This window comes from Flagellimonas amoyensis (assembly GCF_003058265.1).
GTDB classification, from domain to species: Bacteria; Bacteroidota; Bacteroidia; order Flavobacteriales; family Flavobacteriaceae; genus Flagellimonas; species Flagellimonas amoyensis.
This window is the reverse complement of sequence record NZ_QBUK01000006.1, coordinates 129,315-150,124: the sequence shown is the minus strand read 5'-3', so window position 1 is coordinate 150,124 and position 20,810 is coordinate 129,315. Positions and strand designations below refer to the sequence as shown.

At 47.2% G+C, this 20,810-nt stretch carries 20 protein-coding genes; 7 read left to right on the top strand and 13 right to left on the bottom strand.

Annotated elements, in window-relative coordinates; all coding sequences use genetic code 11:
- Positions 1-23: 23 nt before the first annotated feature.
- From DB398_RS10110 to DB398_RS10095, 4 genes are read left to right on the top strand one after another with little or no spacing between them, the layout of a single operon-like run.
- Complete coding sequence (locus DB398_RS10110; RefSeq protein WP_108424270.1) at positions 24-677, top strand: LysE family transporter; 654 nt, start codon at positions 24-26, stop codon at positions 675-677.
- A 2-nt stretch (positions 678-679) separates the two neighbouring features.
- On the top strand, positions 680-1,165 hold the full coding sequence (locus tag DB398_RS10105) for a hypothetical protein (protein WP_108424269.1): 486 nt from the start codon (positions 680-682) through the stop codon (positions 1,163-1,165).
- Complete coding sequence (locus DB398_RS10100) at positions 1,153-1,872, top strand: NRDE family protein (protein ID WP_108424268.1); 720 nt, start codon at positions 1,153-1,155, stop codon at positions 1,870-1,872. The genes DB398_RS10105 and DB398_RS10100 overlap by 13 nt, the downstream gene beginning before the upstream one ends.
- A 3-nt stretch (positions 1,873-1,875) precedes the next feature.
- Entirely contained in the window at positions 1,876-2,919 is a 1,044-nt protein-coding gene (locus tag DB398_RS10095) for an ATP-grasp domain-containing protein (protein WP_108424267.1), read from the top strand.
- A gap of 10 nt (positions 2,920-2,929) precedes the next feature.
- On the opposite strand, the gene DB398_RS10090 is transcribed toward DB398_RS10095, so the two are convergent.
- The 10 genes from DB398_RS10090 to tamL form a co-directional block, all read right to left on the bottom strand.
- On the bottom strand, positions 2,930-3,298 hold the full coding sequence (locus DB398_RS10090) for a DMT family protein (RefSeq protein ID WP_108424266.1): 369 nt from the start codon (positions 3,296-3,298) through the stop codon (positions 2,930-2,932).
- Between the two features lie 84 nt (positions 3,299-3,382).
- Positions 3,383-3,760: a nuclear transport factor 2 family protein gene (locus tag DB398_RS10085; protein WP_108424394.1), complete on the bottom strand. Its 378-nt coding sequence runs from the start codon at positions 3,758-3,760 to the stop codon at positions 3,383-3,385.
- Positions 3,761-3,912: 152 nt separating this feature from the next.
- Positions 3,913-4,887, bottom strand: coding sequence for a YpdA family putative bacillithiol disulfide reductase (locus DB398_RS10080; RefSeq protein WP_108424265.1), 975 nt, complete (start codon positions 4,885-4,887; stop codon positions 3,913-3,915).
- On the bottom strand, positions 4,887-5,546 hold the full coding sequence (rpe, locus tag DB398_RS10075) for a ribulose-phosphate 3-epimerase (protein WP_108424264.1): 660 nt from the start codon (positions 5,544-5,546) through the stop codon (positions 4,887-4,889). Before rpe ends, DB398_RS10080 begins: the two co-directional genes overlap by 1 nt.
- A gap of 187 nt (positions 5,547-5,733) precedes the next feature.
- A complete protein-coding gene (locus DB398_RS10070; protein ID WP_072878578.1) occupies positions 5,734-6,597 on the bottom strand; it encodes a sigma-70 family RNA polymerase sigma factor in 864 nt (287 codons plus the stop codon).
- 166 nt (positions 6,598-6,763) lie between these two features.
- Positions 6,764-9,016 carry a polyribonucleotide nucleotidyltransferase gene (locus DB398_RS10065; protein ID WP_108424263.1) on the bottom strand — a complete coding sequence of 751 codons (2,253 nt, stop codon included), beginning with the start codon at positions 9,014-9,016 and terminating at the stop codon, positions 6,764-6,766.
- 219 nt (positions 9,017-9,235) lie between these two features.
- The gene (gene rpsO, locus DB398_RS10055; RefSeq protein WP_108424261.1) at positions 9,236-9,505 is read right to left on the bottom strand and encodes a 30S ribosomal protein S15; all 270 of its coding nucleotides are present in this window, start codon (positions 9,503-9,505) and stop codon (positions 9,236-9,238) included.
- Between the two features lie 97 nt (positions 9,506-9,602).
- Positions 9,603-10,463: an acetyl-CoA carboxylase, carboxyltransferase subunit beta gene (accD, locus tag DB398_RS10050; RefSeq protein ID WP_108424260.1), complete on the bottom strand. Its 861-nt coding sequence runs from the start codon at positions 10,461-10,463 to the stop codon at positions 9,603-9,605.
- A gap of 24 nt (positions 10,464-10,487) precedes the next feature.
- The gene (fbaA, locus tag DB398_RS10045; protein ID WP_108424259.1) at positions 10,488-11,555 is read right to left on the bottom strand and encodes a class II fructose-bisphosphate aldolase; all 1,068 of its coding nucleotides are present in this window, start codon (positions 11,553-11,555) and stop codon (positions 10,488-10,490) included.
- A gap of 54 nt (positions 11,556-11,609) precedes the next feature.
- Complete coding sequence (gene tamL, locus DB398_RS10040) at positions 11,610-14,198, bottom strand: translocation and assembly module lipoprotein TamL (RefSeq protein ID WP_108424258.1); 2,589 nt, start codon at positions 14,196-14,198, stop codon at positions 11,610-11,612.
- Positions 14,199-14,222: 24 nt separating this feature from the next.
- Here tamL and DB398_RS10035 point away from each other — a divergent pair, with 24 nt between their 5' ends.
- Positions 14,223-14,939 carry a TrmH family RNA methyltransferase gene (locus tag DB398_RS10035; protein ID WP_108424257.1) on the top strand — a complete coding sequence of 239 codons (717 nt, stop codon included), beginning with the start codon at positions 14,223-14,225 and terminating at the stop codon, positions 14,937-14,939.
- 65 nt (positions 14,940-15,004) lie between these two features.
- Here DB398_RS10035 and porT read toward each other — a convergent pair whose 3' ends face one another.
- On the bottom strand, positions 15,005-15,703 hold the full coding sequence (gene porT / locus DB398_RS10030; protein WP_108424393.1) for a type IX secretion/gliding motility protein PorT/SprT: 699 nt from the start codon (positions 15,701-15,703) through the stop codon (positions 15,005-15,007).
- A gap of 4 nt (positions 15,704-15,707) precedes the next feature.
- Positions 15,708-16,436, bottom strand: coding sequence for a bifunctional demethylmenaquinone methyltransferase/2-methoxy-6-polyprenyl-1,4-benzoquinol methylase UbiE (gene ubiE / locus DB398_RS10025; protein ID WP_108424392.1), 729 nt, complete (start codon positions 16,434-16,436; stop codon positions 15,708-15,710).
- 185 nt (positions 16,437-16,621) lie between these two features.
- On the opposite strand from ubiE, the gene trkA reads away from it, so the two are divergent.
- Together trkA and DB398_RS10015 are read left to right on the top strand one after the other, a co-directional pair.
- On the top strand, positions 16,622-17,971 hold the full coding sequence (gene trkA / locus DB398_RS10020) for a Trk system potassium transporter TrkA (RefSeq protein WP_108424256.1): 1,350 nt from the start codon (positions 16,622-16,624) through the stop codon (positions 17,969-17,971).
- Complete coding sequence (locus DB398_RS10015) at positions 17,971-19,461, top strand: TrkH family potassium uptake protein (RefSeq protein WP_108424255.1); 1,491 nt, start codon at positions 17,971-17,973, stop codon at positions 19,459-19,461. Before trkA ends, DB398_RS10015 begins: the two co-directional genes overlap by 1 nt.
- Before the next feature lie 153 nt (positions 19,462-19,614).
- Here DB398_RS10015 and DB398_RS10010 read toward each other — a convergent pair whose 3' ends face one another.
- A complete protein-coding gene (locus DB398_RS10010) occupies positions 19,615-20,802 on the bottom strand; it encodes a pyridoxal phosphate-dependent aminotransferase (RefSeq protein WP_108424254.1) in 1,188 nt (395 codons plus the stop codon).
- Positions 20,803-20,810 lie beyond the last annotated feature (8 nt).

Genomic DNA, 20,810 nt, shown 5'->3' with positions numbered 1-20,810 from the left:
GCCATTGACAACCAATCCTCTATATGCCCAATTACGCAAAAGTTTGTTTTTATGGTTTGTTGATCAGCTTCGTTGGGGCCTTGCCCTTTGGAACGCTCAACCTTACCGCTTTTGACATTGCGGCATCTCAAGGTCCAGTCTCTGCGGTTTGGTTTGCCGTGGCCGTGGTTTTGGCGGAACTTTCAGTGGTCAGGATCACGCTTTATGGGAATGAAAGGTTACACTTGGGAGAAAAGGCGCTGAAGTATATCCTTCCGTTTGGGATAGTTTTTTTGCTCTATCTGTCCTTGGTCAGTTTTATGGATATGGGCAGTGTCCCAGTGACCGGTTCCAAAGCGGATTTTTTTTCCCATATAAAATCAACCTTTGCATTGGGGCTGTTGCTGAGCGCACTGAACCCCTTGCAGTTTCCTTTTTGGTTGACTTGGAACAAAACACTGGACCACAAAGGAATCCTAAAGCATTCGAACAGCCATTATGTGCCCTACATGTTGGGCATTGGTTTGGGGACCCTCATCGGGCTGGGGATTTTTATCGTTGCGGGTAAGTTTCTTTTTGGCAACTATGGCCACTATCATACCATTACAAATCTGTTGATGGGGTTGTTGTACCTTGGATTTTCTTTCTACCTTATGTTCCTATTCATCAAAAAACGAATTCATCCTAAAATCGAGTAAGTATGTTCAAATCTTCTTTGGATACCCTTGAGCAGTTTAAGCACATCCTTTTGGGATTGCCGAAGGACTGCTATGCACAGTCATGTAGTGTACTCTCCGACTCCAGTATTGGCCAACATACCCGCCATATCATTGAGCTGTACCTTTGTTTGATCAATGGTTATGAGGCCGCCGATGTTTCCTATGATCGGCGGGAGCGCAATCTAAAAATTGCAGAGGAACTACCCTTTGCCATTGAACAGCTCAGTTGGATCCAGGCCCGGTTGGAGCGCCCGAACAAGCCTATCAAGGTCAATTATGAACTGGGCGGGGAGGATATCTGTTTGGAATCCAATTACCACAGGGAGGTGATGTACAACCTTGAACATACCATTCACCATCATGCGCTCATCAAAGTGGGCATCCAGCATTTTACGGAAAAGCAGCTCCCTGAATCTTTCGGGGTGGCACCATCTACCATACAATTTAGAAAAGCATGTGCACAGTAAGTTTTGTTCCTTCCGGGGATAAGTATATCATTACCTCCAATAGGGACGAGCATATCTCCCGACCGTTGGCCCACGAACCCAAGGAAGAGACCCTAGGTTCCGTGAAAGTGCTCTTTCCCAAAGATCCCAAGGCCGGGGGCACTTGGTTTGCCCTTAATGACAATGGGGCCATTGCCGTGTTGCTGAACGGAGCCTTTGTCAAACACAGGCCCTTGGGCGATTATGAAAAAAGTCGGGGGTTGGTCCTTTTGGACATCATTGGTGCCGAAGATCCCGTGGCCCTGCTTTCGGAAATGGATCTTCATAATATAGAGCCCTTCACCTTGGTGCTGTTCCATTTCCATTTATTGGAATTCAGGTGGGACGGTGGACAAAAATATTTTAGACCGCTGGACAAGACCAAAAGCCATATCTGGTCGTCTGTTACCTTGTATGATGATGCCGTTATCGGACACCGGGCTTCGTTGTTCGATGGATTTGTAAAAAAGACCCACCCTATTGAAGCTTCGGATGTGGTGGATTTCCATACCAACAACCACCAGGATTTTGAGAATGGATTTGTGATAGACCGTGAAACTGGACTAAAGACCTTCAGTGTCACCCAGGCCATACTGGAACAGGAAGGACAAAATTTGCTGAAGCACATCGACCTGCTGAACGATAAGGTGTTTGAGGTCTCTTTTTCATCGAACCAACTCACCGTTTAAAGAATGGCTTCCCTAAAATTGAAGTGGCACAAGCTCACCCACTGGGAATATTGGCCGTTGTGGGCCATTTATTATCCACTGTTTCCGGTTTGGCTCTACTATTCCCTAAAGGCAGGCTCCTTTTTCTTTTTCAATGCCGCCAATCCCAGCATGAAAAATGGGGGAATGGCCATGGAATCCAAAATGTCCATTTACGGGCTCATACCCCGGCAATATATTCCCAATACGGTGTTCCTTGCCAAGGATGAACCGCCCGATGTGGCCTTGGGGCGGATACAGGCTTCGGGCATATCTTTTCCTTTTATTGCCAAGCCCGATATTGGTATGAAATCCTTCGGGGTGGAAAAAATATACGATGAGCAGCAGTTCAGGGAGTATGTGAGGAAAACCCCTTCCCACTACTTGGCGCAAGAACTGATTCCCTATACTAAGGAAGTGGGTATTTTTTATATCCGAAAACCAGGAGAAGCCCTTGGGAAGGTAACGGGAATTGTTTCCAAGGAATTTCTATCCGTTGTTGGTGACGGAAAAAGCACCGTATTGGAACTCATCAAGAAAAACCCGAGAAGCCATCTGCAATTGCACAGATTGAGGGAAAAGTTGGGAGAGCAATTAAACACTGTTTTGGAAAAGGGGCAGGAGCATATCCTGGTTCCCTACGGAAGCCACACCAGAGGCGCCAAGTTCGTGGACATCAGCCATAGGTTGAACGATGCGCTCACCAAGACCATAAATGAGGTCTGCGTTCCCATGGAGGATTTTCATTACGGTAGGTTGGATGTCCTCTACAATACCTTTGAGGAGCTTTGCGAGGGCAAGAATTTTTGCGCCATAGAAATCAATGGAGCAGGGGGGGAGGCCACCCATATCTACGACCCTGGGCATTCGCTATGGTTTGCATGGAAAGAAATCACGAGGCATTGGGGCATGATGTGCGAGGTGAGCATGCTCAACCACCAAAAAGGGCATTCCTATTTGAGTTTCAGGGATGGAAGGGCCATGCTTCGGGAAAATGGAGCATTGCAGGCACAGCTGGAAACCCTCTAAATGGGCTAATTTACTTCTTGAACATAAAATACACAGCCATGACCAGAAAAATAAAGGAGATGATGTGATTGGTTCGAAAGGTCTCGGTCTTGAAGACCACCAAGGTGAAGATGGCGAACACCACAAGGGTGATGACTTCTTGGATCACCTTTAATTGAATCAGGCTGAACGGTCCACCGTTTTCCCGAAACCCAATTTTGTTCGCGGGCACTTGGAACATGTATTCAAAAAGGGCAATTCCCCAACTGATGAGTACAATGGAGATCAGTCCCAGTTTGTTGAACCACTTCCATTCGTGGAATTTGAGGTGGCCATACCAAGCAACCACCATAAAGGTATTGCTCAAAACCAAAAGCCCGATGGTGGCAAGTGCTTTCATAAAAGTATTCAAAGTTGATGGAGTTATTGGCGCTAAAGTTAAGTCATCCCCCTGATTTTTGAATACCCTGAAACTACACAGGGATTAAATTTTGATTACATAGGAGGTGATGGACTTCACTTTGGCCTCCCTACCACTGTTGAATTCATAGAAGTCCGAAAAGGCATATTCCTTGCCATCCTGCATTTTGATGATGCCGTTCACGGCCCCTTCCTTCCCGTGGGTCAGTATTTTGTCAAGGACAAGTTCCGAGGCGATGGAGGCTTTCATGGTGTCCAATTCCTTCAAGAATTCTTCCTTTCCTTCCAAGGTCTTGTCCCCAATGATTTTCCAGCGGATGCTTTCGGTCACACAGTTGCCCAAGTAGGCCACATCTCCCTTGGCAAAGGCAATGTTCAGTTTTTTCAGGAATTCTCTTTTCGGTGAATTTCCGCAATCGGACGCAATGATGATCTTGGTCATATCAAAACTTTTGGAGTTGTGTATCAACAAAGATAAAAATGCTGAAGGAATACAGTTTTACACGCTAATGGTTCATTTTGGGTAATGTAGGGTCGTTCTTTTCCTTTGGAAAAGAGTAGACAACCTTAGCGTATGGCAACATGATTGATGGGTTAAGCAGATGCGGTCTTCTTTGTAATGGCATCCATGATGATGGGGGCATGGATACGTGAGTTTTCGATGAACCATTTATGGGTCTCCATTCCGCCACAGATCACCCCGGCCAAGAACAATCCCGGAATGTTCGTCTCCATCGTCTCGGGATCATAGGAGGGAAGACGCTTCTCATCGTCGGAAAGGGCAATGCCCAGCTTTTCCAAAAAGGTGAAATTGGGCATGTAGCCGGTCAGTGCAAGGACAAAATCGTTTTCCAAGGAAATCTCGCCCTCTGGGGTGTCAATGATGATTTCCCTTGGCGTTATTTCTTTAACACTGCTGTTGTAATAGGCCTTGATGCTGCCTTCCTCGATTCGGTTGATGATGTCCGGACGCACCCAATATTTTACCCTTGGGCCTACTTCAGGACCTCGGATGATCAGGGTAACCTCTGCGCCCTTTCGCCAGCATTCCAAAGCGGCATCGATGGCCGAGTTGCTGGCCCCGATCACGGCCAATTTCTGACTGGCATAAAAATGGGGATCCTTATAATAATGGGATACCTTGGGCAAGTCTTCGCCCGGAACGTTGATGCGGTTGGGCAGGTCATAAAAACCAGTGGCCACGACCACATTTTTGGCCTTATATTGGTCTTTGTCGGTATTCAAATGGAACCAATCCCCCTCTTTTTCAACAGAATTGACCTTTTCAAAAAGGTGGATGTCCAGATCATTGGAGGTCACGATCCTTCGGTAATATTCCAAGGCCTCATTGCGCTTGGGCTTGGCCTCCTTGCTGATAAAGGGGATACCATCTATTTCCAGTTTTTCCGAAGAAGAAAAAAACTGCATGTTGATGGGGTAGTTGAACAGCGAGTTGACAATGGGTCCTTTTTCAATGATGATATAGCTGAGGCCTCTCTTTTTGGCCTCCAGTCCACAGGCAATGCCAATGGGGCCGCCCCCAATGATTACAACATCAAACTCCTGCATTATAGTGTCCTTTCTTTTAGATCTTTGATGGTTTCTGTCGGATGTTCACTTTTGAACACAAAACTGCCGGCCACCAAAACATCGGCACCGTGTTCCACCAATTTCTTGGCGTTGGCCGCATTGACGCCCCCATCGATCTCAATCAGGGTATTTGCATTTTTTCGTTGGATCAGATTTTTCAGGTCTTTCACCTTTTGATAGGTGTTCTCAATGAACGATTGTCCCCCAAAACCGGGGTTTACGCTCATCACGATCACAATATCGATATCTTGGATGGTATCTTCCAACAGGTTGATGGACGTGTGTGGGTTGATGGCCACGCCGGCCTTCATGCCCTCTGCCTTTATGGCCTGCAAGGTCCTGTGCAAATGGGGGCAAACCTCATAATGCACAGTAAGATGTGCCACACCCAGTTCCGCAAAGGTTTTGATATAGCGGTCGGGGTCCATGATCATCAAATGGGTGTCCAATGGTTTTTTGGCATGCTTGGCAATGGCTTCCACCACGGGCATCCCAAAAGAGATATTGGGAACGAACATCCCGTCCATGATGTCCAAATGAAACCAATCGGCCTCACTTTGGTTCACCATTTCGATATCGCGTTGCAGATTGGCAAAATCAGAGGCTAGTAACGAAGGGGCGATTATTGTCTTGTCCATGGTGCAAAGTTAGCCAATTACAAGGTTCCTATAAATGAAAAAACTCCGGTAATCAGCCGGAGTTTATTCATCAATCAAAAAACGAACAGTCATGATTAACTGTTGTAGGTACACAAATTACAACTTTCCTGCCAAAAAAACAATTTAAGGTATGTTTAACTGTAATTTATTGTGTTTTTTTAGCACTTTATCCCAGATATGTCTTTAAAATCTTACTTCTGGAGGTGTGTTTTAGCCTTCGGATGGCCTTTTCCTTGATCTGTCGGACCCTTTCCCTAGTGAGGTCAAAAGTTTCTCCGATCTCTTCCAAGGTCATGGAATGTTGTCCGGCCAAACCAAAGTAAAGCCTGATAACATCGGCCTCCCTGGGGGTCAAGGTCTCCAGTGCACGCTCGATTTCCGTACGCAAGGATTCATGCAAAAGTTCCTTGTCCGGGTTAGGGGACTCCCCACTTCGCAATACATCGTATAGGTTGGAATCCTCACCATCGATCAGAGGGGCGTCCATGGATACGTGACGACCCGAATTCTTCAAGGATTGCTTCACATCTTCCACGGTCATGTCCAATTCTTTGGCAATTTCCTCGGCAGATGGGGTACGTTCGTGCGCTTGCTCCAAGAAAGCAAAGGTCTTGTTGATCTTGTTGATGGAGCCAATTTTGTTCAAGGGCAGACGTACAATCCTGGATTGTTCCGCCAAGGCCTGAAGAATGGACTGACGGATCCACCAAACGGCATATGAAATAAATTTAAATCCACGGGTCTCGTCAAAACGCTGTGCGGCCTTGATCAATCCCAAGTTCCCTTCATTGATCAAATCGGGAAGGGTGAGTCCTTGGTTTTGGTATTGTTTGGCCACGGAAACGACGAACCTGAGGTTGGCTTTGGTCAATTTTTCCAAGGCTACCTGATCTCCCGCCTTTATCCGTTGTGCTAGCTCCACTTCCTCATCGGCAGTGATCAAGTCCACCTTGCCGATTTCCTGCAAATATTTGTCCAACGATGCGGTTTCCCTATTGGTAACCTGTTTTGTAATCTTTAACTGTCTCATCTAAAAAATTCCCTTCAAATTAAGTTTGTGAGCAGAGGCTCATTAGATTATACGTTGAAAAATTTAAAAAGTTACAATTTGGTAAAATTTCTTTGTGAAAGTTTTCTAAAAAAGAAAAACCCCGGGAATGTTTCCCAGGGTTTGTTTTCTGATTTGGAAGTTGGACTTAGTCCCTTCTGGGCTTTCTGTCACGATCACCGCCTCTGCGGTCACCACCACCTCTGCGGTCGCCACCACCTCTTCGGTCACCACGGTCACCACCACGATCGTCTCTTGGAGGTCTTTCTTTGTAACCTTCTGGTTTTGGCAACAAGGCCTTTCTGGAAACTTTTTCCTTTTTGGTCCTTGGGTCGATACCAAAGTATTTCACGTCAAACACGTCTCCCATGCTCACCGCATCGGCAACATTCTCAGTGCGTTCCCAAGCCAATTCGGATACGTGGAGCAATACTTCGTTGCCAGGGGCTTCGGTATATTCCACCACGGCACCAAATTCCAACATTTTGATGACCTTCACTTCGTAAACGCTGCCCACTTCCGGTTTGAACAACAACGAATCGATCTTGGCCAATACCATGTCGATGCCATCTTGGTCGGTACCCAGAATTTCCACGATACCTTCTTCGGTTTCGGGATCTTCGTTGATAACAATCGTGGTCTTGGATCTTTTCTGTAGATCTTGGATCACCTCTCCACCTTTACCGATCAGTGCACCGATGAACTCACCAGGAATGATTCGGGTAACGATTTTTGGAGCGTAGGATTTCACCTCTGGTCTTGGCTCGGCAATGGTGTCGGTCAATTCTTTTAGAATGTGCAACCTACCATCCTTCGCCTGGATCAATGCCTTTACCAAGATTTCATAGGAAAGCCCCTTTACTTTAATGTCCATTTGGCAGGCAGTGATACCATCTGCCGTACCGGTGACTTTAAAGTCCATATCGCCCAAGTGGTCCTCATCACCCAAGATGTCCGAAAGAACGGCATACTTGCCACTTTCGGTATCGGTGATCAATCCCATTGCGATACCGGAAACGGGTTTTTTCAACTGAATACCAGCATCCATCAACGCCATGGTGCCCGAACAAACGGTGGCCATGGAAGAGGAACCATTGGACTCCAATACTTCGGAAACCACACGAACGGTGTAAGGGCAATCCGCAGGGATCATTCCTTTGAGTGCGCGTTGTGCCAAGTTACCGTGTCCGACCTCTCTTCGGGATGTACCGCGGATAGGTCTTGCCTCTCCTGTTGAGAAAGGAGGGAAGTTATAGTGCAAGTAGAATGTCTCCTCACCTTCGTAGGATGGCATGTCTATTTGGTTGGCTTCCCTGGAAGTTCCCAAGGTCACCGTGGCCAAAGCCTGTGTTTCCCCTCTGGTAAAGATGGATGAACCGTGTACCGAGGGCAAGTAATCCACCTCGCACCAAATGGGGCGAATGTCGGTGGTTTTCCTTCCGTCCAAACGGAGACCTTCTTCCAAAGTAAGGTTCCTAACGGCTTCTTTTTCGGTCTTATGGTAGTATTTGGAAACCAATCCACCAAATTCTTCCAATTCTTCTTCGGAAAAAGAGGCTTTGATCTCTTCCTTGATAGTGGCAAAGGACTCGCTTCGCTCTTTTTTGGAAGAACCGGCCTTGGCCACTTCATAGACCTTGTCATAGGCCATGCTGTGGACTTTCTTCTGAAGATTTTCGTTCTCAGCTTCGGGTTCGTACTCCCTGGTCTCTTTTTTGCCAACGGCCTCGGCCAATTTTACCTGGGCGGCACATTGTACCTTGATGGCCTCGTGGGCAAACTTGATGGCTTCGACCATTTCCTCTTCGGAGATCTCACCCATTTCACCTTCCACCATCATTACGGAATCTTCGGAAGCTCCGATGACCATGTCAATGTCGGAATCCTTCAGTTGAGCCATGGTAGGGTTGATGATGAGCTCACCGTTTATCCTACCTACACGAACCTCGGAAATGGGACATTCAAAAGGAATGTCGGACAATTGGATGGCTGCAGAAGCGGCCAATCCAGCCATGGCGTCCGGCATAACGTCCTCGTCATGGGACATCAATTGGATCATGACCTGGGTCTCTGAGTGGTAATCTTTCGGGAACAATGGGCGCAATACCCTGTCCACCAAACGCATGGTAAGCACTTCGCCATCGCTGGGCCTTGCTTCACGCTTGAAGAAACCGCCTGGGTAACGTCCCGCAGCGGCAAATTTTTCACGATAATCTACGGTAAGTGGCAAAAAGTCCACATCCGAAGCTTGATAATTGGAGACAACTGTACATAGCAGCATACATTTGCCTGATTGGACAACTACAGAACCGTGGGCCTGTTTTGCCAATTTTCCGGTTTCGATGGAAATCTCCCTACCGTCACCAAGGTCAATGACCTCTTTAAAAGTTTTTGGAATCATACAAATAATCTTACCCGATCTTGATGATCTGGGCGTTAAACATTTGGTCTACCGCCGTCCGGGCGGTCGGGTTGTGTTGTTGTTGTGTGCCAAGGGCACTGACCAATGAAAAACTATAAGCAGCTTTTTGTGTTTGCCCGATTTTTGGGTCGGGACTTTTAAAAACTGGAGCAAATCCAGTAAAATAAAAAGGGGAAGCCAAGGCCTCCCCTTCCATTTTTATTTTCTGATACCCAACTCTTTGATAAGAGTACGGTACTTTTCAATATCTTTTTTCTTCAGGTAATCCAAAAGACTACGTCTTTTACCTACCAGTCTTACCAAGGAACGCTCGGTGTTGTAATCCTTGTGGTTCCTTTTAAGGTGTTCTGTCAAGTGGTTGATACGGTGCGTGAACAGTGCAATCTGTCCTTCCGTAGAACCGGTGTTGCTCTCAGAGCCGCCGTGTTTCTTGAAAATGTCGGCTTTTACTTCTTTGGTTAAATACATTCCAATATTATTTAAATGATTTTTATGTATCGATCGACTTTCGATCAGCGCGCAAAGATAATTCTTTTTTTGGACTATGAAACTTTAATGGGAACGTTTACGACCTGATGGGTTGATTGGAAATCAAATCAATGTACAGGTTGATGTTTTTCTTCAAATCTCTACGGTGTGTGATGAAATCCAAAAATCCATGCTCCTTCAAAAATTCAGCGGTCTGGAAACCATCCGGAAGGTCTTTTCCCGTGGTATCCTTGACCACCCTTGGTCCTGCAAATCCGATCAAGGCACCGGGCTCGGAGATGTTGATGTCCCCCAGCATTGCATAGGAGGCCGTGGTCCCACCCGTGGTAGGGTCTGTGCACAAGGAAATGTAAGGTATCTTGGCCTCGGCCAACTGGGCCAATTTGGCGGATGTCTTTGCCAACTGCATAAGGGAAAGCGCAGCTTCCATCATACGGGCACCTCCGGATTTCGAAATCATCAGGAACGGGATCTTCTTCTTCATGGCCACGTCAATGGCGCGGGAGATCTTTTCACCTACCACACTGCCCATGGAGCCCCCGATAAAGGCAAAGTCCATACAGGAAACCACCAATTCCTTGCCCATAGATTTGCCCACGGCACTCCTGACGGCATCGTTCAAACCGGTCTTTTGCTCCGCGGCCTTCAGGCGTTCGGAATATTTTTTGGTGTCCACGAACTTTAGGGGGTCCTTCGACTTTAGGTTGGCATCCAGTTCCTTGAACTTGTTGTCATCAAAAAGGATCTCAAAATATTCCTTGCTGCCGATCCTAACGTGGTAATCGTCCTCGGGACTGACATAGAAGTTTTTGGCAAGGTCTTCAGATTCAACAATTTTACCCGTGGGAGACTTGTACCAAAGCCCCTTTGGGGTGTCCTTTTTCTCCTCCGTTAAGGTCTGTATTCCTTTTTCCTTTCTTTTAAACCAAGACGACATGTAATCAATATTTAGTTAGATGACCTACAGCGTGTTCACGTTGTTCAGGTCTTCAAAAGCTTTTTTCAGGCGGGCGATGAAGGTCTTTTCACCTTCTCTCAACCAAACCCTAGGGTCGTAGTATTTTTTATTGGGCTGGTCATCTCCTTCGGGGTTTCCAATTTGCCCTTGAAGGTAGGCCGATTTGTTCTGTACATAATCCCTAACTCCTTCCAAAAAGGCATATTGAAGGTCGGTATCGATGTTCATTTTGATGACCCCATATCCGATGGCTTCCCTGATCTCTTCCAAAGTGGAACCTGATCCACCGTGGAAAACAAAATCGATATGGTTGTGTCCCACACCGTATTTTTCCGAAATGTATTCTTGGGAGTTTCTCAGGATTTTTGGAGTCAGTTTCACGTTTCCTGGCTTGTAGACCCCGTGAACGTTACCGAAAGCTGCTGCTATGGTGAACCTATGGCTGATTTTTGAAAGCTCTTCATAGGCATAGGCCACTTCTTCGGGCTGGGTGTAGAGTTTGGAATCGTCAACATCGGAATTGTCCACTCCGTCTTCTTCACCACCGGTGATCCCCAATTCGATTTCCAAGGTCATGCCCATTTTGCTCATTCGCTTCAGGTATTCCTTGCACAGTCCGATGTTCTCTTCCAAAGGTTCTTCGGAAAGATCGATCATGTGTGAGCTGTACAAAGGTTTCCCTGTGGCCTTGAAATGTTCTTCGCTGGCATCCAAAAGCCCATCGATCCATGGCAACAATTTCTTGGCACAGTGGTCGGTGTGAAGGATGACCGTTGCCCCATAGGCTTCCGCCAATTGGTGTACGTGCTTGGCACCTGCCACTCCTCCGAGGATGGCCGATTTCTGGCCATCATTGGAAAGTCCTTTTCCAGCATTGAACTGTGCACCACCGTTCGAAAACTGGATGATGACGGGGGAGTTCAGTGTGGCCGCGGTCTCCAATACGGAATTAATGGTGCTGGAGCCAACTACATTGATAGCAGGAAGTGCGTAACCGTTTTCTTTTGCGTGTTTAAAAATTGCCTGTACTTCATCACCGGTAGCAACGCCCGGTTTAATGTTATGGGACATAGTTTTAGATGGTTTCGAGTTAAAATAGGGAACAAAAGTAATAAATTATTTGCTCTAGAAAGGATAATTGATCCCGATATTGAGGACCGCATTTCTGAAGTTATATTCGTTGAACCAACGATCGGACCCCACTCTTGCAGGATTATAGGTCTTGAACCCGACATCCAAACGGAACACAAAATAGGTAAAGTCATAGCGAAGGCCCAGTCCTGTGCCCAGCGCGATATCTGCCAATGACGAGATTCCTTGGAATATGGCATCGGGATTGCTTTCATTGTCAAAAACGTTCCAGATGTTGCCTGCATCCGCAAAGAAAGCCCCTTTTACATCCCCGGCTATGGGAAACCTGTACTCCACATTAAAGGCCATTTTCAGGTTGGCCTCATTGAAATCGTTGATGTTGCTGGTCTTTCCAGGACCCAATTCGTATGCGTTCCATGCCCTGTTGTCATTGGAACCTCCTGCAAAATAACTCCGTACAAAAGGGATGTTGTCCGAATTTCCGTAGGGGACCGCCATCCCCAAAAAGCTCCTGAACGCGATCACTTGGGAATCGCCGATCTCCCAATGTCGGATATAATCAAACTCAGACTTGATGTATTGGGAAAACGGAACCCCGAACACCAATAGCTGTCCATTGTCATTTTTGTTGTAGGGGACGAAGTTGGACATGAGCGATAGCATGGCGCCGGCACTCTCAAATTTTATGCGGTATTGGTAAAAATCGTTGTCGTTGATGCCTGATTTGCTATTCTTGGTATGGGTGAAATTGCTGGCAAAAATGAGGTTGTTGTCCGTCAATCGTCTTCTGCGTTCGGCGATACTGTTCACCTCGTCCAATTGGTCTTCAGTAACGGGTATTTCATTGTCGAGCACGGCCCTTACAAATCCGTTGGCACCTTCGGGAATGGTCAGGCGGAGTGAATCGCTGGCATTGTTGACCGTTTCATAGAAGGAAGCGTATTGGGGGTCGTCCTGAAAATCGTCCGCAATGTTATCGAGGTTGGAAAAAGTGTTGCGGTACACATTGAAAAAGTTGTCCGGGTTCACATTGCGCACAAATTCGACATTCAATAGTTCAAGGTTGTTCTTCAACCTGTCCGTCGGGGACCAGTTGTACGACAATATGGAATTCAGCGATTGTTTGTCCAACCCAATGTTCCGCTGGAAATTGGTACCTGCCAATAGCCTGCTCTGCGGCAGCATGTAGCCGGGGATTATTTTTTCCGTATTGAAAGGGAACCAGATTCTGGGGAAGGTGATGTTGATGTCCCCACCAAGTTCCGAAGTGAAGGTCTCGTTGGAGAGCGATGCATCGCTCAATAGGCCGATAGAACCCCTTGCCGAAATGTTCAAGGTCTCTGCGCCACCAAATACATTCCGAGTGATCACCGATGTACTGAAAGCCGTTCCCACTTGTTGGATGTTGGAATGCGTAACGTCAAAATTCAGGTTCAACGAGAATTTGGGTTTTGCGGCCAAATAGATATTGGAGACCAGTTCCGTTTGGGTAGAATCTGCAATGAATTCGATGTTGGGATACTTAAAGGTGTTCAGGTTGGTGATCTGTCTGTAGGTCCTGATCCGATCCAAATCCCTGTAGATGCTGTCTTTTTGAAAGAAAATGGCATCGGTGAGTGCTTTGGGCCTGTACCTGAGTTTGTCATTGTAATGGATGGTATAATTTTCGTAATCCAACGTTTTTAAGGAATCCGGGTCGCCATTGATGGAATAATCCGCATAGATGTTGATTTTTTTGAGGCGGGCTATCCTGTAGGGCGCATTGGTGTCGGAACTGTCGGTGGTGCTCCTGAACTTTTTGATGTTCAGTTGTACGTCCATGAGCTGGTCATCGGCACTTTTGATGGTATCCCTCAAAATATCATAGTTGATGGAGCTTTCCTGAAAATTGTAGACCCCTGAATTCCTGAAAAGGGTGGTCAGTCGTTCCCGCTCCAAGGTAAAGTTGTCCAAATCGAACTGCTCGCCTTTCTTTACGAAGCTCCGTCGGGCGGAAACGTCATAAATGGAGTCCAGTTCGGGCGAGGTGATATTTTTCTGGACGGTATCGATGATGTAGGGCTTGTTCAGGGTCATGTTGTACTCCACTTCGGCCCTTTTCTTTTTTTTGCCCTCCACGATCTCGTAGGAACCATTGTTGTTGAAATACCCCTTGCTGTTGTAGTAGGCCTCCAACCGCTCAACCGACTTTCGGGTCAGTGCGGTGTCGATCACCACGGGAGGCTCGCCGACCCGCTCCAGAAATTCACTCGCACCTTTTACGATGAAGGATTCCTGCAATCGGCTCACCTGCTTTTGGGACAGGAAATTGTTCAGGCGTTTTTCCCTTTTTTCCGTTCTGTGCAACCAGTCTTGGAAGGAAGAATCGGGATTTTCCTTGGCAAGGTTGTATAGGTTCAGCCGAAGGGGGTAGCCAAGGACACTGCTATTGGGTTTTTGGGAGATGAGGCCCTTGATCTCACTTGTGGAGACTTTCTCCTCGTTCACATAAATGGAGTTTTTGGTAAGCAATAATTCATCTTCCCCCACCTTTTTGAGCGTATTGCAACCCATCGTGCTCAACATAAGCAACAATAGTCCTATTTTTGCCCGGTTGCCCATTAGACCTAAAGAACCCCTCATAGACGTCAAAAATACACGATTTAGATGGTTACAAAAAACCAAATTAAACTAGTTGTAAACCTAAAGCAAAAAAAGTACCGATCTCAACACGCCCTATTTGTGGTGGAAGGGGAAAAGTTGGTGAAAGAGTTGCTACAGGCAGGCGTGGCACCGTTCAAAATTTTTGTGGACGGGACATGGAAGGGGAGTGGACTTGGGGAAACGGAACTTGTTTCCGGGGCCATTCTGAAACAGATGAGCAGTTTGAAACAGCCCAATGGGGTGCTGGGGGTCTTTCATATGCCCAAACCCTTAAAAATTGAAGTGTCGGACTGGGTAGTGGCCTTAGATGCCGTGCGCGATCCGGGCAACTTGGGGACCATCATACGCTTGTGCGACTGGTTTGGGATCGGACAATTGGTATGTTCGGAGGACACGGTGGATTGTTACAACCCGAAGGTGCTTCAGGCCACTATGGGTTCCATAGCAAGGGTAAACATCGTTTATACTCCGCTTCATGAATTTTTAAAAAGTGCCGATCAACCTGTTCTTGGTGCTTTTATGGATGGTGAACCAGTGTATGGGAAATCACTTCCTTCCAAAGGTATTTTGGTGATGGGCAATGAGGCCAATGGCATTTCCGATGAAGTGGGTGCGTTGGTCACAGAGCGCATTTCCATTCCGCAGTTTGGTGGCGACACTGCCGAAAGCTTGAATGTGGCCACGGCTACCGCGATACTTCTGAATGAGATAAGGAGGTAGCTGGATTTTTAAATGGTTGGATTGTTTGACTTGCTGAAGTCTAAATAATATTCAATAATCCAGATTTATTCAAACGTGAAGTTGATGAAGATGCCCCGCGTCCGCATGGCATTGATGTTGCCTGTCCATGGACTGTTGGGGTCGTTGTCGGGCACAAGTTCGTCTGTAAGTGCAAAAACGCCCCTGATGGAAGGCGAGAACTTGAAATATTCCGTGTAAAAATCAATGCCGAAGCCCAATTCATAGCCATAGACGTTTTTCTTCATACGGAACTCCCCACTGCTGTTGTCGTCCAGACTGTCTTCTTTGCTCCCAAGGTTCATCGAAGTGTAGACACCGCCCACGATAAAGGGTTTCCAGTTGCCGATCCTTTTGGTACTGGCCTTCAGCAAAAGGGGAAAGCGGATGTAAGTGGAGCGTACTTCGCGGATGGCATCGGCCTGTGAGGTAAAGCCAGGGAATCCTAGGGTACGTGCGGTATACAGAAGGCCCGGCTCAAAGCGGGCATCCAGAAATTCGTTGATCCGCAACTCGCCGATCAGACCTACATTGAAACCAAAACTCTTGTCGACCAAGACATCCCGGCCCACATCGTCCTTGTACTCGAACTGAAAATCATATTGGTTGAAACCCAGATAATACCCCCAGTTCAAAAATCTCTTGTCCTCGTTCTGAAGGTTGAGAATGGGGTCTTCCCCAAATTGTGCATTGGATTTTGGACTTGCCAGGATCAGCAGCCCAAACAGGATAAGGACGTTTTTCATCAAACTATTTTGTGGCGACATAGATGGAGGCTACTCCCAATGTCTGGGGTTTGTTCTCTATTCCTATAAACCCAATTTTGGCCAAAATATTGTTGAAGGCCTGCCCATGTGGAAAAACTGATGCCGATTCGCTCAGGTAGGTGTAGGCCGAACGGTCTTTGGAGAAGATCTTGCCAATGGTGGGCATGATGTATTTGGTGTAGATGCGGTATCCTTGCTTGAACGGGGTCTTTGTGGGTACCGAAGTCTCCAATATGACCAAGTTTCCCCCTTTTTTCAGGACCCTTCGTATTTCTTCCAGTCCTTTTTCGAGGTTTTCAAAGTTTCGGACCCCGAAGGCCACCGTCACGGCATCAAAGGAATTGTCCTCAAAAGGAAGGTTCTCGCTGTCGCCCACCACCATCTCGATGGTGTCCTGTAGTTTTTTTCTCGAAACCTTTTCCTTGCCCACTTCCAGCATCCCGGGGGAGAGGTCCAGGCCAATGATTTTCTCGGCACCCGTTGGGGCCAGGGCTATGGCAAGGTCACCGGTCCCGGTTGCGATGTCCAGAATGGTTTTAGGGGATTTTTCCTTTAAATAGGAGACAATGCGCTTGCGCCATTTGATATCGGTGCCAAAGGAAATCACCCTGTTGAGTCCATCATAATCTTCGGAAATGTTGTCGAACATTTGCCTTACCTGCTCTTTTTTTCCAAGACCGGATTCTTTATAAGGGGTCACTTTTTCTGACATGGCTTTCATTTGCTGGCAAATATACAACTTAGCCATCTGGGAGGAAGACAAAAATATTTGTGTAATTTTGCCGAGGAATAGCGGAAACTTTTCCGTATTATGTTAACAGTATGTCATTTAGACTTCAATCACCATTTTGTGGCGTACAAGTTGGAATTATTTGGAAACACATCTTATTCTAATCAATGAGGATCATTATTGCAGGAGCTGGTGAGGTAGGCTTTCATTTGGCAAAACTTTTGTCCTATGAGGCCCAAGATATTACATTGATCGACACGGACAAGGAGAAACTGTCCTATGCGGACAACCATTTGGACATTCGTGTCCTGAGGGGGGATGCCACTTCCATCCAAGTGTTGCAGGATGCCGATGTGGATGGTTCAGATTTGGTGATCGGGGTCACGGCCTCGGAAACCACGAACCTTACCCTTTGCCTGTTGGCCAAACAATTGGGTTGCAAAAGGACCATGGCCCGAATATCCAATACGGAATTCATGGACAATCGGGACATTCTCAAGTTTGAGGAGTTGGGGATCGATGAGCTTATCTCGCCCGAACGCCTTGCCGCCATGGAAATACAGTTGATGCTGAACCAGTCGGCCTTTAACGATACCTATGAATTTGAAGGGGGTCTGTTGACCATGTTTGGTGTTATCCTGCCCAAGACCGCACCCTTTGTGGGTAAAATGGTCAAGGAGGCTGCCCGTATTTTCCCGGAACTGCACTTCATGCCCATTGCGTTGCAACGTATGGGCACCCAATTCACCCTCATTCCGCGTGGGGATACCGTTTTCAAGGAGGGAGATCAGGTCTATTTCATCACTTCGGACAAAGGGGTGGAGGAACTGTACAAACTCACCGGCATGCAGAAACAGGAGATCAAGAACGTGATGATCTTAGGCGGGAGCAAGGTTGGTTTCAAGACCGCACGGGACCTGTGCAGTAAAAAATTCAATGTAAAACTGATAGAGAAGAGCAAGGAAAAGGCGTTCGACATTGCCGATGAACTTCCCCATGCGTTGGTCATCAACGGGGATGGAAGAAATGTGGAGCTTTTGGAAGAGGAGAGCCTTGAGTCCATGGATGCCTTCATCGCCGTCACCGGAAATTCGGAGACCAACATCATGTCCTGTCTGGTGGCCAAGAACAAAAAGATAAAAAAGACCATTGCCCTGGTGGAGAACATGGATTATTTCCAGTTGTCGCATTCCATTGGTGTGGATACGCTCATCAATAAAAAACTGTTGGCCGCCAACAGCATTTTTCGGTACATTCGAAAAGGGGAAGTGCTGGCGTTGACCCGCCTCAACAACCTCAATGCGGAAATATTGGAGTTTGAGGTAAAAGCGACCTCACTGGTGAACGGGGAGATCATCAAAGAACTGAACTTTCCACGAGAAGCGAGCATAGGAGGGGTGATCCGAAATGGAGAGGGCATCATCGCCCTGGGTGATTTTAGGATAGCCCAAGGGGACAAAGTGGTGGTCTGCTGCCTGCCCAAGGCCATACCCAAGATAGAAAAGCTGTTCCTATAATGAGGCTGAACACACGAATCATTATCCATATTATGGGGCTTTTGCTCCTTTGTAACGGCTCTTTCATGCTTTTGGCCGCTTTTGCCAGTGCCATATATAAGGATGGTGCCACCTTGGACATTGCCCTTGCCGCCATTGTCACCATGCTTTTTGGGATCATGGCCATGTTCTATACCAGGGGGCATAAGAAAGAGGTGAAACGAAAAGAGGGCTATATCGTGGTGACCTTCGGGTGGATCGTGATGTCCATTTCTGGGATGTTGCCCTATCTTTTTTCAGCGTCGATCCCTTCCATTACCGATGCTTTTTTTGAGACCATTTCAGGTTATACCACTACAGGGTCCTCCATTTTGGACGATATTGAGGCCCTCCCCGAAGGAATCTTGCTTTGGCGGAGCCTTACCCACTGGATCGGCGGAATGGGGATCATTGTGCTGGCGATTGCCATATTGCCCTTGTTGGGCATAGGGGGCATGCAGTTGTTCGCTGCTGAGGCCCCTGGTCCGGGCGGTGACAAACTGCACCCTAGAATCACGGACACGGCCAAACGACTTTGGCTTATCTATTTCGGTTATACTGTATTGGAGACCCTGTTGTTGAAACTGGCGGGGATGACCTTTTTTGATGCCATCAACCATTCTTTGGCGACCATGTCCACAGGAGGGTTTTCCACCAAAAATGCCAGTTTGGCCTATTGGAACAACCAACCCATCATACAGTACATCACCATCCTTTTCATGTTTTTGGCGGGTAGCAATTTTGTATTGAGCTATTTTGCATTCACGGGAAGGGTGCAGCGCATTTTGAAGGATGAGGAGTTTAAATATTACCTGGGTTTTGTGTTGATTTTTAGTATTTTGGCGGCATTGGGGGTCTATTTTAAGGCTGATGTTGCCGTGTCCGAATTTCACCCCATGGTCTGGGGCGAGGCGGAGAGTGCCTTTAGGCACGCCCTTTTTCAGGTAGTGGCCGTGATCACCACAACAGGTTTTGTGACTGCCGATTTTACCGCATGGACACCCTTTTTGACCGTTTTCTTTTTTGGGTTGATGTTCCTCGGAGGCTCAGCAGGATCTACGGCAGGGGGCATCAAGGTGATGCGCCACCTGATCATTATCAAAAATGGCATTTTGGAGTTCAAACGGACCTTGCACCCCAATGCGATCATTCCTGTGCGCTACAATGAAAAGACGGTTACCGAGCATATCGTGTACAACGTGATCGCCTTCTTCGTGCTGTATATGTTGCTTTTTATCATAGGCTCCTTGGTACTCGGATTTTTGGGCCTTGATTTTATCTCCGCAGTTGGAGGTGCTGCCTCTTCGTTGGGCAACGTGGGCCCGGCCTTCGGTGACCTGAACCCTGTGAGCAATTACAATAGCCTTCCCTCGGCAGGAAAATGGTGGTGTGGCTTTTTGATGTTGTTGGGGCGTTTGGAACTGTTCACCGTGCTCATTGTCCTTACCCCATATTTCTGGAAAAAGACCTAAAAACAAAAAACCTCTTGAGGTTGTCAAGAAGTTTCTGCACTAAGTTCGGTTTTGGTCGAAACTTTTTTCCTGGACTGGTTTTCAGGATTTCATTTTCAATTTTTCCAAAACAAGGAAAGGATGCTGAACCGAGTTCAGCATAAATCCCTATAATTACACCACAGCCTTGATACGGGCAATGGCTTCCCTTAATTCTTTTTCCGAAGCCGCATAGGAAATACGGATGCAGTTGGGGTTTCCGAATGCTTCGCCAGTTACCGTGGCCACATTGGCATGTTCCAACAAATACAACGCAAAATCCTCAGCGCTGTTGATGGTGGTCCCTTTCAATGTTTTTCCGAAGAATGCGGAAATATCGGGGAACACATAGAAAGCGCCCTCGGGGACATTGAGTTTGAACCCATCGATTTCGCCCAACAATTCGAGGACAAGATCTCTTCGCTTGTGGAACTCATCGATCATAAACTGGATTTTGCTCACGGGCGCTTCCAAAGCGGTGATCACGGCGCGCTGTGCAATGGAATTTGCACCACTGGTCACCTGTCCCTGTAGTTTGTTGCAGCCCTTGGCAATCCACTCTGGAGCTCCAATATATCCAATTCGCCATCCGGTCATCGCGAAGGCCTTGGAAACACCGTTCACGGTCACGGTTCTATCATACATTCCGTCGATTCCGGCAATACTGACGTGTCCACCTTTGGTGAAATTGATATGTTCGTAGATTTCATCGGATACCACATAGATGTCCGGGTATTTTTTCAGGACCTCGGCCAAACCTTCCAACTCCGCTTTGCTGTACACCGAACCACTGGGGTTGCAAGGTGAACTGAACCAAAACATGCGGGTCTTTGGGGTAATGGCGGCTTCCAGTTGCTCTGGGGTCATTTTGAAATCCGTTTCAATGCCGGTTGGGACTTCAACGGGGACACCTTCTGCCAATTTCACGATATCGCTATAGCTTACCCAATACGGCGCAGGAAGAATCACTTCGTCCCCAGGGTTCAACACCACCATGGCCACATTGTAGAGGGATTGTTTTGCCCCTGTGGAAACCACGATCTGGTTGGGTCCATAGTCCAAGCCATTGTCCCTTTTGAATTTGAGGGTGATGGCCTTCTTTAGCTCGGGATACCCATCCACTGGGGTATAGCTGCTATAATTTTCATCAATGGCCTGCTTTGCGGCCTCTTTTATGAAATCGGGGATGTTGAAGTCGGGCTCTCCCAAGCTCAACCCTATAATATCCTTGCCTTCATTTCGTAACTCCCTTGCCTTGGCCGCCATGGCCAAAGTTGCTGACGTGGACATGTTCTGGATCCTGTCAGATAGATGGTTGCTCATGTGATATG

Coding starts and splice junctions, on each gene's coding strand:
- DB398_RS10010 (WP_108424254.1), bottom strand. CDS start 20,802: ATGAGCAACCATCTATCTGACAGGATCCAGAACATGTCCACGTCAGCA.
- DB398_RS10065 (WP_108424263.1), bottom strand. CDS start 9,016: ATGATTCCAAAAACTTTTAAAGAGGTCATTGACCTTGGTGACGGTAGG.
- DB398_RS10105 (WP_108424269.1), top strand. CDS start 680: ATGTTCAAATCTTCTTTGGATACCCTTGAGCAGTTTAAGCACATCCTT.
- rpe (WP_108424264.1), bottom strand. CDS start 5,546: ATGGACAAGACAATAATCGCCCCTTCGTTACTAGCCTCTGATTTTGCC.
- DB398_RS10100 (WP_108424268.1), top strand. CDS start 1,153: ATGTGCACAGTAAGTTTTGTTCCTTCCGGGGATAAGTATATCATTACC.
- DB398_RS10090 (WP_108424266.1), bottom strand. CDS start 3,298: ATGAAAGCACTTGCCACCATCGGGCTTTTGGTTTTGAGCAATACCTTT.
- tamL (WP_108424258.1), bottom strand. CDS start 14,198: ATGAGGGGTTCTTTAGGTCTAATGGGCAACCGGGCAAAAATAGGACTA.
- DB398_RS10080 (WP_108424265.1), bottom strand. CDS start 4,887: ATGCAGGAGTTTGATGTTGTAATCATTGGGGGCGGCCCCATTGGCATT.
- DB398_RS10015 (WP_108424255.1), top strand. CDS start 17,971: ATGAGGCTGAACACACGAATCATTATCCATATTATGGGGCTTTTGCTC.
- DB398_RS10070 (WP_072878578.1), bottom strand. CDS start 6,597: ATGAGACAGTTAAAGATTACAAAACAGGTTACCAATAGGGAAACCGCA.
- ubiE (WP_108424392.1), bottom strand. CDS start 16,436: ATGTCAGAAAAAGTGACCCCTTATAAAGAATCCGGTCTTGGAAAAAAA.
- porT (WP_108424393.1), bottom strand. CDS start 15,703: ATGAAAAACGTCCTTATCCTGTTTGGGCTGCTGATCCTGGCAAGTCCA.
- DB398_RS10085 (WP_108424394.1), bottom strand. CDS start 3,760: ATGACCAAGATCATCATTGCGTCCGATTGCGGAAATTCACCGAAAAGA.
- accD (WP_108424260.1), bottom strand. CDS start 10,463: ATGTCGTCTTGGTTTAAAAGAAAGGAAAAAGGAATACAGACCTTAACG.
- DB398_RS10095 (WP_108424267.1), top strand. CDS start 1,876: ATGGCTTCCCTAAAATTGAAGTGGCACAAGCTCACCCACTGGGAATAT.
- fbaA (WP_108424259.1), bottom strand. CDS start 11,555: ATGTCCCATAACATTAAACCGGGCGTTGCTACCGGTGATGAAGTACAG.
- DB398_RS10035 (WP_108424257.1), top strand. CDS start 14,223: ATGGTTACAAAAAACCAAATTAAACTAGTTGTAAACCTAAAGCAAAAA.
- trkA (WP_108424256.1), top strand. CDS start 16,622: ATGAGGATCATTATTGCAGGAGCTGGTGAGGTAGGCTTTCATTTGGCA.
- rpsO (WP_108424261.1), bottom strand. CDS start 9,505: ATGTATTTAACCAAAGAAGTAAAAGCCGACATTTTCAAGAAACACGGC.
- DB398_RS10110 (WP_108424270.1), top strand. CDS start 24: ATGCCCAATTACGCAAAAGTTTGTTTTTATGGTTTGTTGATCAGCTTC.